The 14,497-nt window shown below is 44.9% G+C and carries 14 protein-coding genes and 1 tRNA gene; 3 read left to right on the forward strand and 12 right to left on the reverse strand.

The features are described 5' to 3' along the window. Positions 1-43 precede the first annotated feature (43 nt). The 3 genes from gndA to ACE04G_RS24100 form a co-directional block, all read right to left on the reverse strand. Entirely contained in the window at positions 44-1,453 is a 1,410-nt protein-coding gene (gene gndA / locus ACE04G_RS24090) for an NADP-dependent phosphogluconate dehydrogenase (protein ID WP_221825361.1), read from the reverse strand. Between the two features lie 172 nt (positions 1,454-1,625). Beyond that, a complete protein-coding gene (locus ACE04G_RS24095) occupies positions 1,626-2,225 on the reverse strand; it encodes a hypothetical protein (RefSeq protein ID WP_076211433.1) in 600 nt (199 codons plus the stop codon). Positions 2,226-2,478: 253 nt separating this feature from the next. Further along, the gene (locus ACE04G_RS24100; RefSeq protein ID WP_221825362.1) at positions 2,479-3,771 is read right to left on the reverse strand and encodes an MFS transporter; all 1,293 of its coding nucleotides are present in this window, start codon (positions 3,769-3,771) and stop codon (positions 2,479-2,481) included. A 176-nt stretch (positions 3,772-3,947) separates the two neighbouring features. On the opposite strand from ACE04G_RS24100, the gene ACE04G_RS24105 reads away from it, so the two are divergent. Further along, positions 3,948-5,423 carry an aminotransferase class I/II-fold pyridoxal phosphate-dependent enzyme gene (locus ACE04G_RS24105; protein WP_047844430.1) on the forward strand — a complete coding sequence of 492 codons (1,476 nt, stop codon included), beginning with the start codon at positions 3,948-3,950 and terminating at the stop codon, positions 5,421-5,423. Between the two features lie 208 nt (positions 5,424-5,631). Here the strand turns inward: ACE04G_RS24105 and ACE04G_RS24110 are convergent, their stop codons facing one another. The 4 genes from ACE04G_RS24110 to ACE04G_RS24125 all read right to left on the reverse strand — a co-directional run bounded on the left by ACE04G_RS24110 (position 5,632) and on the right by ACE04G_RS24125 (position 7,817). After that, positions 5,632-5,949 carry a DUF1292 domain-containing protein gene (locus ACE04G_RS24110; RefSeq protein ID WP_036614722.1) on the reverse strand — a complete coding sequence of 106 codons (318 nt, stop codon included), beginning with the start codon at positions 5,947-5,949 and terminating at the stop codon, positions 5,632-5,634. A 97-nt stretch (positions 5,950-6,046) separates the two neighbouring features. Further along, complete coding sequence (locus tag ACE04G_RS24115; protein ID WP_036614723.1) at positions 6,047-6,601, reverse strand: stalk domain-containing protein; 555 nt, start codon at positions 6,599-6,601, stop codon at positions 6,047-6,049. Positions 6,602-7,075: 474 nt separating this feature from the next. Continuing rightward, complete coding sequence (locus tag ACE04G_RS24120; protein ID WP_017687398.1) at positions 7,076-7,255, reverse strand: hypothetical protein; 180 nt, start codon at positions 7,253-7,255, stop codon at positions 7,076-7,078. Between the two features lie 142 nt (positions 7,256-7,397). Beyond that, positions 7,398-7,817 carry an organic hydroperoxide resistance protein gene (locus ACE04G_RS24125; protein ID WP_221825363.1) on the reverse strand — a complete coding sequence of 140 codons (420 nt, stop codon included), beginning with the start codon at positions 7,815-7,817 and terminating at the stop codon, positions 7,398-7,400. Between the two features lie 221 nt (positions 7,818-8,038). On the opposite strand from ACE04G_RS24125, the gene ACE04G_RS24130 reads away from it, so the two are divergent. After that, positions 8,039-9,250, forward strand: coding sequence for a chromate transporter (locus tag ACE04G_RS24130; RefSeq protein WP_449004862.1), 1,212 nt, complete (start codon positions 8,039-8,041; stop codon positions 9,248-9,250). A gap of 124 nt (positions 9,251-9,374) precedes the next feature. On the opposite strand, the gene ACE04G_RS24135 is transcribed toward ACE04G_RS24130, so the two are convergent. The 5 genes from ACE04G_RS24135 to ACE04G_RS24155 all read right to left on the reverse strand — a co-directional run bounded on the left by ACE04G_RS24135 (position 9,375) and on the right by ACE04G_RS24155 (position 14,070). Continuing rightward, positions 9,375-10,061, reverse strand: coding sequence for a hypothetical protein (locus ACE04G_RS24135; RefSeq protein ID WP_221825365.1), 687 nt, complete (start codon positions 10,059-10,061; stop codon positions 9,375-9,377). A 2-nt stretch (positions 10,062-10,063) separates the two neighbouring features. After that, positions 10,064-11,062 carry a glycoside hydrolase family protein gene (locus ACE04G_RS24140; RefSeq protein ID WP_449004863.1) on the reverse strand — a complete coding sequence of 333 codons (999 nt, stop codon included), beginning with the start codon at positions 11,060-11,062 and terminating at the stop codon, positions 10,064-10,066. Between the two features lies 1 nt (position 11,063). Next, a complete protein-coding gene (locus tag ACE04G_RS24145) occupies positions 11,064-11,321 on the reverse strand; it encodes a hypothetical protein (protein WP_449004864.1) in 258 nt (85 codons plus the stop codon). A 278-nt stretch (positions 11,322-11,599) separates the two neighbouring features. Then, on the reverse strand, positions 11,600-13,810 hold the full coding sequence (locus ACE04G_RS24150) for a M1 family metallopeptidase (RefSeq protein WP_449004865.1): 2,211 nt from the start codon (positions 13,808-13,810) through the stop codon (positions 11,600-11,602). 187 nt (positions 13,811-13,997) lie between these two features. Next, positions 13,998-14,070: transfer RNA gene (locus ACE04G_RS24155), tRNA-Val, on the reverse strand. A gap of 143 nt (positions 14,071-14,213) precedes the next feature. On the opposite strand from ACE04G_RS24155, the gene ACE04G_RS24160 reads away from it, so the two are divergent. Beyond that, the gene (locus ACE04G_RS24160; protein WP_405117993.1) at positions 14,214-14,471 is read left to right on the forward strand and encodes a hypothetical protein; all 258 of its coding nucleotides are present in this window, start codon (positions 14,214-14,216) and stop codon (positions 14,469-14,471) included. The last annotated feature ends 26 nt before the right edge of the window (positions 14,472-14,497 follow it).

A 14,497-nucleotide genomic window follows, 5' to 3' on the forward strand; every position in this document is an offset into this window, starting at 1 on the left:
TAAGGACGCTTTGGCCAAATCTAATAGACTTGTATATGTGGTACTACTCCATCCAGTTGTGGTGGAAGCTGCCTTCTTTGTCCACACGTTTGAACGTGTGAGCACCGAAGTAGTCTCGTTGAGCTTGCAGCAAGTTGGCTGGCAGACGCTCTGTACGGTAGCTGTCGTAGTAAGAAAGAGCGCTGGAGAAGCCAGGTACCGGAACACCTTGTTTTACAGCAGCCGCTACAACTTCACGCCATGCGTCTTGATAAGACTCAACAATGTTTTGGAAGTACGGATCCAAGAGCAAGTTTTTCAGAGCTGCGTCTTTATCATAAGCTTCCTTGATGTTTTGCAGGAACTGCGAACGGATGATGCAACCGCCACGGAAGATCATGGCAATGTTGCCGTATTTCAGATCCCAGCCATACTCGTCGGAAGCTGCACGCATTTGTGCAAATCCTTGTGCGTAGGATACGATTTTACTTGCGAAGAGGGCTTTACGCACGCTCTCAATGAACGCTTTTTTGTCGCCAGAGAATGCTTCAGTCGCTGGTCCATTCAGGATTTTGCTAGCTGCTACACGCTCGTCCTTCATGGCAGACAGGAAACGGGAGAATACGGATTCCGTAATCATGGACAATGGTACGCCGAGATCCAGCGCGCTTTGGCTTGTCCATTTCCCTGTTCCTTTTTGTCCAGCCGCGTCCAGAATGACGTCAACCATTGGTTTCCCTGTTTCTGGATCGTATTTGGAGAAGATATCTGCTGTGATTTCGATCAGGTAGCTATCCAGCTCTCCTTGATTCCATTCCGTAAAGATTGCATGAAGCTCTTCAACAGAAACGTTCAATACGGATTTGAGCAAGTGGTATGCTTCACCAATCAACTGCATATCTCCGTACTCGATACCGTTATGCACCATTTTCACATAGTGTCCGGCACCGTCTGGTCCAATATATGTACAACATGGATCGTCACCGACTTTGGCCGAGATCGCCGTCAGGATCGGTTCAACCAGTTTATAAGCACTTTCCTGTCCACCTGGCATGATGGAAGGGCCTTTCAGTGCGCCTTCTTCACCACCGGATACACCTGTACCGATGAAACGAATGCCTTTGTCTTCCAACTCTTTGCTGCGACGTTGCGTGTCAGGGAAGTATGCGTTCCCTCCGTCAATGATGATGTCGCCCTCATCCAGGTGAGGAAGAAGTTGTTCAATGGTAGCGTCGGTCGCTTTACCGGCTTGTACCATGATCAAAATTTTGCGCGGGGATTCCAGGGATGCTACGAACTCTTCAATGGAGAATGAGCCTGTCAGGTTTTTACCTTCAGCTTCTTTCAGAAGATCATTGGTTTTCTCCGGGGAACGGTTATATACCGATACTGAGAAACCTTTGCTTTCAATGTTAAGGGCCAAATTTTTGCCCATGACAGCCAGGCCAATTACGCCAATTTGTTGTTTTGTCATCTGGTCCTCCATCCTTTGCTCCAATTAATTTTATTGAAATAAATTCTCAACAATACTCCCATTTTAACGGTTTTATGTATAGAAGTGAACCCCGTGGCACAGCTACGCAACGAGAAAACACCCCAATCTGCTGAGGTGTTCATCGTATTTTCATAAATACGGCCTTATCTTGTCATCCTTCCAACATTAACAGATGCCCAGACAACTGTTTTAAGACTTCGCGGCAAGCATTTGCTTTTTCGATATTATCCATCTGCATGGCCGTGTAGAGGCGTTCCAGTTCATCATCCACTTCCATGCGCAACAACATGAGCCTTTCCTCACCTTCACGCGAGAGGAACATCTCTTCCATCTCTTCCGCCGTCGGCGCAGGTTCCTTTTGAAAAATGACACGCTGTTTGAACCCAGACACTTCCACGAGACGAATGACTTCACCGAATAAAATGTTCTCCACGGTCATCTGCTGATCCTTGAACCGCTTCACAACTGCATGCCCGCGTGTATCTCCAATCAGCTTCTCCAGCCACTCTGCAAGTTTTGCATCCTTAATGATATAATCTCCAGTCATCTTGTAGTTCCCCGTGCGTGTCTGTTGAAAGCGGAGCTTTACCAGCTTGCGGCCGGTCCGGACTGACAGGATAAAAAAGGATTCGTCCTCGCTCCAATATAGTGAATATCCCTCACGAATAAGGTCTCTGATCAAATTTTGGATATGCCGACGGTTGAACCGCAGCTCCAGATTGCAATATTCAACTTCATAACTCTTATTCACGGCACTCCCTCCATCTGTACCGGATCAACTCCGGCCCTCGTCTTCAATCGCTTCTACTCAATCGGCTTACCCTATTTTATACTTCATTTTATGTAAGGGTACTTGGTTATTTGACTATTTTTCACCGAAAGGACCGCCGGATTGCAGCTTTCCGCAGACGCACAGGGGCAAGCCCCCGATTCTCGTGATATAATGGACGCGAAAAAGGGAGCTCCACAACCAAGGCGGTTGGTGGAACTCCCTTTTCTTTTGCTTATTTGGCCGGAGCGGTGCGAAACGGATTGCGGGATAACACAAAGTGCACAACGGCAAGTCCTGCCATGACGATGGCACTACCGATGAATGGAGCCGGATGGCTCACGTGGTCCCACAGCAGTCCGGAAACAATGGGGCCTACAACCATGCCTGATCCCTGCAATGTAAGGAAGAATCCCCAGATTGCTCCCCGCTCTCCTTTGGGAATCAGAGTGGCTACAAAAGCATTCCAGGCGGGCAAAATCATGGCATAACTGATGCCCACCAGCATGACAATACCAAACACCACCGGAATGGATGTTATGGAGGAGAATGCGAACAGACTCGCCGCCGCCATCAAAAAACCAATATTCAGGAACGGTTTAGTACCAAACCTGTCTACCATTTTACCTACAGGCAGCAAGGCAATAACGGTTATTCCACCTCCCGCAATCAGCAACAAACTGTAAAGGTTCGGTGAGATGTGCAGGTCTGTGCGTGTATATAGCGTGATTACTGGACTAAGCAGCCCAATGACAAACGATTGCATAAACAAGGCAGGATACACGAGCGGATTAACATTAAGTGTGCTGCGTACCCTTTGCAGTGTGCCCTTCACACTCTTTTGCAGCCGGATGAACGGCGTGAGCAGATTCGGTTTGGCTGGATATTTCACATCACTATTCTTCGCTGCTTGCTCGGCATGCTCCCCTTCAACAATGACACGTCCAGGAAGAATCATGGCCACCAGAATAACGAGAATGGCACAACCCATCAGCACGAGGAATATCGTTCGATAATCATGATGCGTGCGCTCCAGCAGCCAGTTCATGCCTATAGGTCCAAGCCCCGTTCCCCCGAGAGCAGCCATCTCCAGCGCCCCCATTGCTGTACCATTCTTGTTCTGTGGGCCTGACATCGCAGTCACGCCTGTCATGGCGCAAGGCCATAGTGGTGACGTACCAATGCCAAGAATGAGACAGGCCATGGCCAGTCCAAAGGCACTTTTGAGAAAAAGGATCATAATAACAGCGATTAAGGTACAGATTAGTGCTGTAACCATCGTTGCGCGGAACCCGATCCGTTCTGCTGCCCAGCCGGAAGGCGCCCGGAACAGATTATCACCCAGATATTGAAGAGCAAATGCCACACCAATGACGCCTGCAGACAGACCCAGTATATTGTCCATATACACGGGCAAAACAGCTACCAACAGGGCTCCTTTGATAATTTCAACTAGAAAAAGTGTCAGCCACATCGCGATAAAAAATGGTGATCGCAAAATTTTGGCTGGTTTTGTGTCGGTTTGCATTCTTTTTCCCCTTTCGGTGTTCATTTGCCTATTCCCTATCCTTAGTGTAACCGTGGGGAATGTGCCCAAATCTCGGCAATTTAAAAAATTGTCGATTATACTGTTGCATTCGGTTCTTAATTTGCTATACTCATCTTTGTTTACCAATTTTATTAGGAAGGGTTGTGACAGCACTGATGAATCACCACCGTACGCCGCTGTTTACCGCTTTAAAAAATCATGCGGCACTCAATCCGGTACAGTTTCATATTCCGGGCCATAAAAAAGGATTGGGAGCGGATACCGAATTCCGTGAATTTATTGGCGATAATGCCTTCTCCATAGATTTGATTAACATCGCACCGTTGGATGACCTGCATCAGCCAACCGGTGTCATTCAGGAAGCACAGATTTTGGCAGCAGATGCCTTCGGAGCCGATTATACCTATTTTAGTGTACAAGGCACAAGCAGTGCCATTATGACCATGATTCTGTCTGTATGTTCACCTGGTGACAAAATTATTGTGCCCCGTAATGTGCATAAATCGGTTTTGTCCGCGATTATTTTCTCAGGCGCCAAACCCGTATTTGTTTCTCCTTCACAAGATGCCAATCTGGGCATTGACCATGGAGTGACTACACAGTCTATCCGTCGCGCACTTGAGCGTCATCCAGATGCCAAGGCATTGCTTGTAATTAACCCGACCTATTACGGCGTGGTTACCGATCTGAAAGAGATTGTTGAGCTTGCACACAGCTACCAAGTCCCTGTACTTGTTGATGAAGCACATGGCGTACTCATTCATTTCCATGAGGATCTGCCGTTGTCTGCAATGGCAGCAGGTGCCGATATGGCTGCAACCAGTGTTCACAAGCTTGGTGGCTCCATGACACAGAGTTCCGTACTCAACCTGAACACGAAGAATGGGTTCGTGAACCCGCAGCGTGTACAGACGATCCTGAGTCTGCTCACCTCAACATCAACTTCATACATTTTGCTTGCTTCACTCGATACATCAAGACGTAACCTGGCACTCCACGGTCGTGAGATTGCACAGAAGGCGATTGAACTGGCTGAGTTTGCCAGACGTTCAATTAACGATATGGATGGCCTGTATTGCTTCGGTAGAGAGTTGCTGGGTACAGAAGCGACCTTCAACTATGATCCAACCAAAGTAACGATCCATGTTCGCCATCTGGGTATTACAGGATATGAGACAGAGAACTGGCTGCGTGAACATTACAACATCGAGGTCGAACTTAGTGATATGTACAATATTCTGTGTCTCATCACGCCAGGAGATACGGATGACAGTGTGGATATCTTGCTGAACGCTTTGCAGGATCTCTCCCGTACCTATTATCAAGTGAACCCGGCCCATGAACTGGTCGTAAAAGTACCGGATATTCCACAGTTGATGCTGACTCCACGCGATGCATTCTACGGTGATACCGAAGTGATTCCGTTTAAAGAATCCGCGGGACGTATTATCTCGGAATTCATCTATGTCTATCCGCCAGGAATTCCAATCCTGTTACCGGGTGAGGTTATCACCCAGGAAAACATCGACTACATCATCGATCATGTCGAAGTTGGATTACCCGTCAAAGGACCCGAAGATCGCAGCGTAACCAACGTTAAAGTGATCGTGGAAGCCGATGCCATTTTCTAAAACAACTCCATCACCCTGTGAATGGAATAAACTTGAAGGACCAAGCCTTAAGCTTGGTCCTTTTTTTATTTTATGGGACAAACGAGTTTGCATTTTCCCGTCTATTTCGTCGTTCAAACCGGTGGTGTACATGCTCGTATACCTCTTAAAAACAAACAAAAGGCCCCCTGAGATCAAGGAGCCTTCATGTTATGTTCCAAAAGAATGACTATTCTTGTGATGCAACGAGTTCGTTGTAAGCCGCTTCAACGCGGTTCCACTCTTCTTCGTCTTCAATATTGTAGAGCACCATTTCCTCGTCTTCTTCTTCCATACGCAGGATGATGCCGTCAGCTTCAGGATTGTTACGTTCCAGCAGGAGCGCATAAACATGCTTCTCCACGTCAAACGTCTCCACCAAAACCATCTCCACGTCTTGGCCGTTCTCGTCTGTTAATGTGAGAAGGACTTCTTCATGCTCGTGGTCGTGGTCGTGGTCTTGCCCGCATCCGCAGCCATCGCCGTGTTCATGTGTGTGATCGCTCATTGAAATACCTCGCTTTATAAATAGAAATTGTGTAACCTTGCATATCGTAACATGTTCAATGACCCAGGTCAATTTAACCCACAGGGTTATTTTCGCTTCAATCGTTCAGCGCTGTAATGATTTTCTCCGCTACCAGGACGTAGCTGCTGTTTGCATTTTCTTTAATATGAAAGCCAACCTGATACTTGCCAGCACGACTGAAATCATACGTAAAATCATATGTGCGGAACCAGAAGTTATCCTTCTGTGTCGTAAGCTCCTGTGACTGGATATCCTTCACCTGACCGCTTGGATTGGTAATCGTTACTTTCACCGCAGCTACATCTGCTGTCAGACTGTCCACTTGTGAAAATACATTGAATTTCAGCTTACCTACGTTAACGTTGCCAAATACAGTGTCTCCCTTGAAGAGAAAAATATGTACATTCGGTTTGATCACCGTTACTCTCTTGTTACTGCTGTCCCATTTGACGACGCCTCCGGCTTCTCTTACAGGTACATAGGTCGTTCCATCAATGAGATAACCTCCATCAGCTGCTTCCTTGCCGTTAATGAGAACACGAATCTTCTCGTTCACTGAGTCAGCAAACAATAAAGACCCGCCGAGCAAGGAGAATACCGTGACACAAAGCAATATTCGTTTCCATTTCATTCCGTCAATATTCCCTCCCCTGCTGCTAGCTGTTGTACATTTATACTGCAGATTCATCCACAAAGTTGCGCTGTTTTTCATCATTTTTCATTTTTTATCCAGAATTTTTTCCACCCCTTGGAATGCACAAAAAGAGGCGATCCTCATTAAAGGATGCCCCTGATCTATAATTGTTATATATACAGGATTATACGAAGAGTTATGAAGAAGTATGGCGGGTCAATATACAGGGAACGCCCTTACCTAAAGCCCCTTCAATTCTCATACGTGCAGCATAATCCATTCCTCGTGTACAGGGTGTCTTACATCTCTCACATACATCCGAAGTGACCAACTTCATGGATACACGTATTTTATCACTCTTTAATGCGGGAGCATTCTTGCCCTTTGCTTTTGCCATCCCGGATTCCCCATTTCCCCAAATGCTTACTGATGTAATGCATCATATGGGGATTCGCCCGGTTGTGTGTCTACTTAGAAAACGTATTTAAATAATAAAAATATGACAAGGAGGATACCTCCGAGAATGAGCCAGTTGCTGATTTCATACCAAATGCTCTTGCCTCCGGACAGGTATTTCTGTTCATTCTCCTGATGACGCTGACGGTGAGTATCGGTCTCAGAGCCATGGGGTGGTTTGCTAAAATCCATCATAAGTACATTCCCCTTTCAGCAGTTTTGTGTAAACTTACTACCATTATAACCCACAATTGAGTGCGAAATTGATTTTTATGCATAAAACACCAAAAAACCTCCGATTTCTCGGAGGCTTCTTATCAACAAATAGTATCAGTGATTACGCGAGTTCCACGCTAACATTCACGTTTCCTTTAATTCCTTTGGAATATGGGCAGTAGTCATGGGCAAGTTTCACAAACTTCTGTGCTGTTTCTTCATCCAGACCAAGGATTTTAACTTCCAAATCGACTTGAAGCTTCACGCCGTTATCCTCAGAGTCCGTCACCAACATTACGGTTGCAGCTACCGTACTTCTTTCAATCTCAACTTTGTGTTTCTTCAATTGAAACTCCAGTGCGGAGTTAAAACAAGCACTATACCCTGCTGCAAACAACTGCTCCGGATTGGTAGCTGTCGTCACTTGTCCTCCGAGTTCAGGCGGTGCAGCAACATCCAGCATAAACACGTTATCTGGGGATTGTACGATGCCTTGACGTCCGCCTGTATTGATTACTGTTGTTTCATATAATGTTTTCATTTGTGAAAACTCCTTTAGTTGATTAGATTTATTTTGACTAAATTTTGATCTCTCTTCAATCGCTAACAATTACATTGTACACAATTAAATTGTGCATGTAAATAGCTAATATAAAAAAAAATAATATAGTTTAATGCTACGTTTAAATGAATAGCGATGAGGAGGATTATAATGTAGTTATTGGATAGCCTGCATCGAACCGTTAAGGAGGAATAACACCTTTGGAGAATAATTCATTTCTAACCCCGGACAAGCCCAAACATACAGTCAGAGCACTTTCTGAGGTGTTGGCTGTATCAACCAAACTTGGCCTGACTTCATTTGGAGGACCGATCGCTCATCTCGGCTACTTTCATGAAGAATATGTTCGCCGTAGAAAGTGGATGGATGAACGAAACTATGCAGATTTAGTTGCGCTGTGTCAATTTTTGCCCGGGCCTGCCAGCAGTCAAGTCGGGATTGGAATTGGCATCATCCGCGGCGGTTTGTTGGGGGGACTGATGGCTTGGCTTGGTTTCACACTTCCTTCTGTCATTGTGTTAGTTTTGTTCGCTTTCTTTCTTCAAGGATTTGATATCAGCAGTACTGGCTGGATTCATGGTCTTAAAATTGTTGCTGTAGCTATTGTCGCTCAGGCGATATTGGGCATGGGGCAAAAACTAACTCCTGACCGTTACAGGGCAACCATCGCTATCTTTACTGCAGCGGCGACTCTTGTGTGGCCGACTGCGTTCACTCCAATCCTTTTTATTGTTATTGCAGGCATAATAGGCATGATTCATTTTAGAAAAATGACAGGTATTAAGACAGCAGACTTGTCTGTTCCGGTGAGTCGTAACTTGGCAATAGTCTGTTTGGCTACGTTCTTTGGAATCCTGATTCTTCTCCCGTTACTCACACCATTTGATCGTTCGGGATGGCTGTTATTCTTTGATAGCTTCTACCGTTCAGGATCACTTGTATTTGGTGGAGGGCATGTTGTACTTCCGTTACTGGAACGTGAATTTGTCCCTACAGGTCTGATGAACAAGTCCGACTTTTTGGCGGGATATGGAGCAGCACAAGCTGTACCCGGACCATTGTTCACCTTTGCCAGTTATTTAGGAGCGATGATGCGTGGGATTCCCGGTGCTTTGGTTGCAACGATTGCTATCTTTTTCCCAGCGTTCCTTCTGATCGTAGGCGCATTGCCCTTCTGGAATTCTTTATGCAAGAGCTCAAAAATCCAAGGAGCATTAATCGGAATTAATGCAGCTGTTGTAGGTATTTTGTTGGCATCGTTGTACGATCCGCTTTGGACAACTGCGATCCTAACTCCTATTGATTTTGCACTGGTATGTATGTTGTTTCTAATGCTCGTTTTTTGGAAAGTACCACCGTGGATCGTTGTCGTTGCTGGTGCAGCAGGCGGTACAATCATGAACCTTCTCTAAATAAAAAAGGTACCCAAACACTGCACTTCATTTTCAAAGCGTCCGTGTTTAGGTACCACATTACTTCAAGTATATCTTTCACCTATCCATGCAGATAATCTATTTATTCTCTTTGTCATTCCAATCAGTTACTCCAGATATCCACTTTCATCTGTGCACATTTGAAATACTTGGCCTCTGCCTTACTTGTAGTTAGTTTCAAAAGACACTGCAATTCTCCATGTTGGAACAATCCCCCGCTAAGGTCAGCAGCAACACCGCCATATTGATCATCCGCACCAAGCCATACGGACGGTCTCTCAAACCCCGGTGAGAACTGTAATCCGGTACAGAGCAGCACAGTGAGATTCTTACGGTTCTGTGCTTCATCTCCTGCTACGCCATGTGTGGTGAAGAACACCATGTTTTGATTAAAATCCGTGTACGTTCCATCTGCTTTATAGGCACGGACCATACCATACTTCTGATTTACGTTTTGAAAAAAGGTGATTCCGGCCTTGCTATCCTTCGATTTAATGCCAACCTGAACTGAGATTCCAATGTTCCCGTTTAATTGTAGCGCTTCCAAAGTGATTGCAATTGCGGTTACTTTCGAGCTGTCAATCAGATGTTTCATTTTCAACTCTGCCGTGGCTCCTGCCGTTGTTGGTGTTGTAACGGTTATGGTCCCTCTGTCGGGCAAAGGCTCAAACGTAGGGGTGCCCACCACCTCCACCCAATCCGGTAACGTTCCGTAAAGAAAATCGGCCACAAGCTGTTTGTGAACCTTTCCAAAGGGCACGATCTGACCTGCTGCATCACGTATAACCATCTCTACACCCCCACCGAATAGGCTACACCGATATTATGATCGGTATTGTAATACACGTACACTACGCCGTCCATAACGGACACCATTAAGGATTGCATGTTGGTCGTTTCCCAATTCAATGCCGGAAAATATATATCCGTAGGTTTGTCCAGCAGTTGACGAAAGTCTGCGCTGATCTTGGCAATGGCTGGCCGAGCTACAGTCGTAACCCCACCGGAAGCATAAGCCGACAACATGCCTATCCACCACATGCTCCCTTTGTACATAAATACACCAGCATTGGGTCTCGAAATGTTTTCTCCTGCACTTAAAGTGGCATCATTACCACCCATTAATGGCCTTGGATCAGCTAACCAGCTACGTCCGTCATGTGAATGCCAGATACATTTACGACCAAAGTCACCACCGCCCATCACCGAGAAACCGATCCATTTGCCGCCATTTCTGAAACACGAGAAGTAACCGGTATGACCATCACCAGGGAACCCGGGAGGTTTGTCCAAAATCAAACCCACTCTTGTCCAGTTGATCATGTCTACAGAGGTCGCAAGTGCCGTCGATTGATTGATCCCCAGACCGTTTTGTTGATAATACATAAAGAACAATTGTTCTTCATCGTTCCAGATCACAAATGGAGTTTCCGTCGAATTCCCAACCACGGTATCGAGATACACTTGTCCGTGTTTGGTCCATGGTCCTGTCGGGCTGTTCGAATAGGCTAGTCCAATTCCTCCGATGTGATTATGGTTGGTAGAATACGTAGCATAATAATCTGCTTTTGCATCAGGGATAAGCCCTTTTATCTTGATCGCCCGAAACCAATAGATCGATTGCAGACCCGCCATTGCAGCGGTATAGATAGGATTGTCCATTTTTTTATCAAATTGAGGCGTGTACATCCGTCTGGTTTCTGCATCGCAATAATCATAAGGTGAAGTGAAACTGTTGGCTGTGACATTAGCAGTCTGTTCTGCCTGGATATTTTTTTCAACCATTGACATGTTACACAACCTCCTTAACGTTCAGGGTGACAATGTCCAATGGAGAGAAGTATACTAATTCCGATGCGCCCTTTAGTAGATTTGAGAGATCAACAACATTACCCATATTCGCAGCCGGCCCCTGAATAACACGAATGATAGAGCGAATGCCTGTATTATATGAATACGCTTTCATTTTGTTAATTCCTTTGCTTTCCTTACCGTTGTGATCAGTGACTGTCTCTTTCCATGGCATGCCAGGATAATGTTGATCCTTCATATTAATCCCTCCTATTGTTTTCTCACCATAAGTATATTCATGAAGTTACCTTTCTGTTAAAGCATCATGCCCATTTTAAGGCCTAATATTCCAAGACTGGTTTGCAAAACAACATAAAATTTTATCTCCTTTTAGACTTTTTGAAGGTTATATTTTTTCTATGGAGGGGAGTGAGTTGTGCAACCATCGGTTTGCTTTTGTTAAAATGACTAAACAGGCTAACCAATAACAATTGGCTAACCTGATTAGAGGAAGAAACTGCAAAAACCAATGACTTATTACTCCGCAAAAAATGAAGATATGGGATTCGCTATTTTTTTATTGGATTTCTCCTTGCCCTGGTGATCCAATAGATAGTATTGGTAAAAATCGTTAGTGAATCCGATAGACTCCTGTATTTTCAGCTTAAAAGGTTCATATGCCGCATCACTCAGATGATCCTCATTCCAAAAATAATGAAGCATCAATCGATTCTGATTAAAGGGATGTTTGATCACATATGCACCAGCAGCGAGAGGTTCATTCATGGTATTTTTCCAAAAAAAACCTGTCTGTTTCGCCCGATCGATCATGCTGAACTTTAAAGCCTGCACCAACCCGTTTGACTTGGCATTGCCAATGACAATAAGGTTGCTGTTGCCGATCTCTTTTTTCATCTTTTGCTTCAGTTCCTTACGATCCCGTATAACGTCGTATTTCATACCGGTCATATCAAGGAATCCGGTCAACTGATTAACCATATCTTCCTGCTGTTTAGTTGCAAGTTTACTCACCTGATCGCTGAGCACAATGGTTAATTCCTCGCCTTGAAGGACTTTGTCCATCAATCGATTCATTACTTCATAAGGCAGATTAGGGATCATTCTCATGACAGCCTGATACTGTAGTTGTAACATGTCATGTACATAGGCGGCGGTCTCTTCCTGTGATAATTGGTATTCCGGCTTTAAGACAAAGTTAGGCTGATATAGGGCCATTTGCATTTCTGTACGTACTTCCTTACCAAGCACATCTTCAATGGTGTGGAGCAGCCCCTCTACCGTTGCATTTTGGTACACGTAGCGTTTGAAATATGTCCTCATGAACTCGTCAAATTTCTCTTCACCGACGGAACGGTAAAGCTGATAGATCGCTTGTCGCCCCTTCTGATAATATACCAAACTTGCCAAATCCCCAGCTTCATCGTTTGTTGACGCAATCGCCATATCTACGGGCGCAGTATCAAACTGTATGGATCTGAACCCATTTAGCTTGTCTCCCTGTTTCTCGGCAAAATACACCATGGAGAAATCAGCAAAGCCTTCATCCAGGAAGGATTCTGTCTCCGAGTTATTACCGATCAATGCATGGAACCACTGATGCGCTATTTCATGAACAAATGTTGTGTCTTCTTCTGGAACAGCACCATTTTGAATCTGTCCCATCTGAATGAGCCTCGCATACTCCACGGCAACGCCTTGTACATACGTCTCGACAATTCGGAACTCTGGATAGGGATACTTGCCATATTTTTCACTATAAAAATCAATGACCTTGAATGCCTGATTAATGTACCGGTCAACTATCTTTTTCTTGGATGGATCATCGTTAAAATAATAGTATTCCACCGTCAGACCGTTACGGGTAGCGCGTTCCACTTGAAGATTAGGACTTGCAAAGAAAACAAACTCCCTCGTATTCTCGGCTACAGCAGACACTATCTTACGATCATGTTCTGTACTGTCTTGAGTGGTGATCGTGCCCGGCATGGCTACCTGATACTCATCAGGAACATTTAATTGAACTTCAAAGTCCGATGAGGTGTAATAATCGCTCTCAAATGTTCGACTATACTGTGCCTTGTTCCATTGATGCTTAACCTCATCGTATACAGACATCACCGGGAACCCGTGTGCACCATTGATCATGTCCTTGTAGTAGGACACTCGCTGTGAGCCATAGGGTATATTCAACTGAAACTCCAGTTGGAATGATACCGATTCGCCTGGTTGAACGGGCTCTTTCAACTGCACGGTCAACGCTTGGTTTTCCTTATGGAAGCCTAGTGATTGGCTATCTGCGGTTACAGCCTGAATATCGATGCCACCCAGAAAGTCCTCCGCTGTCTTCTCCGGATGATCTTCACTAATCTTCTCATTATGCTGTTGGTACATGCTCGCCTGTGTAGACTTGGAGAGGTTTGCATCAGCATATGTATGAAGGACCAACTGCTGGAGTGCATCCTTGCTTGTGTTGCGATACGTTACCATCTCGCTCCCCTGGATTGTCATGTCCTTCTCATTCAACCGAGCCTGGATCTGGTATTGAATCGGGGTCTGCTCTAAAGAGTCTTTCTGAGTGTTATGTATCTTTGTAGATACAGGCGCTAGGTCTGCTTCCGCGGCAACAACCCCCATGTTGACAAGTGGGCTTGTTGCCAGTATTAAAGCCAGTGTACCCGCGATCCCTACTCTGGCTAACTTTGATGTAAATGGGTTTGAATAATTCATAAGTTCTCTCCTTCTCCTGTTCTATGTTGACCTCAGAACCAAGTATAGAAGACGAACCTTACGCTGAATTTATGTTTTATTTAAGTTTTGTTTAAAAAGAGGAGAGAAACTGAAACTATCGCAAATCGCATTCCTATTTGTATGTAAAAAAAGAAAAGAAGCCTTACATTGTAAGGCTTCTCGTGTATGATCTGTAGTGGGCTCGAACCACTGACCCCTACCCTGTCAAGATAGTGCTCTCCCAGCTGAGCTAACAGATCATGTATATAATTGTTTCCCAATCAAGTAACAGTATCATATCAAGTAACCGTGTTCATTGTCAATGATTTATTTGGTTATAATTCACCCGAAATGGTACACAATAAAGGAAAGATTACCATTTCTACAACGAGGTGAATTCCCTATGAGAAACATAACAAAACGGTCAAGATCCAATAAACATACATTTACCAAATGCTTCTTCCCCTGCGTTGGGCTTGTGATTCTCATTACAACCGTTACTGGTTGTGGCTTGGAGAGGGATGAACATACGGTACAATTCCAACAATTACAACAGCCCAATGAAAATGGTGAGTCTCTGCCCGTCTGGCTGGACGTGTACTCCAATTCTGTAATTCAAGATGTATATTCTCCGCGAGGAAGCAGTGAAGTCTTGCCGTGAAGGTTAACAGGTGAATTACTCATCTT

It is taken from the genome of Paenibacillus sp. AGC31, assembly GCF_057334655.1.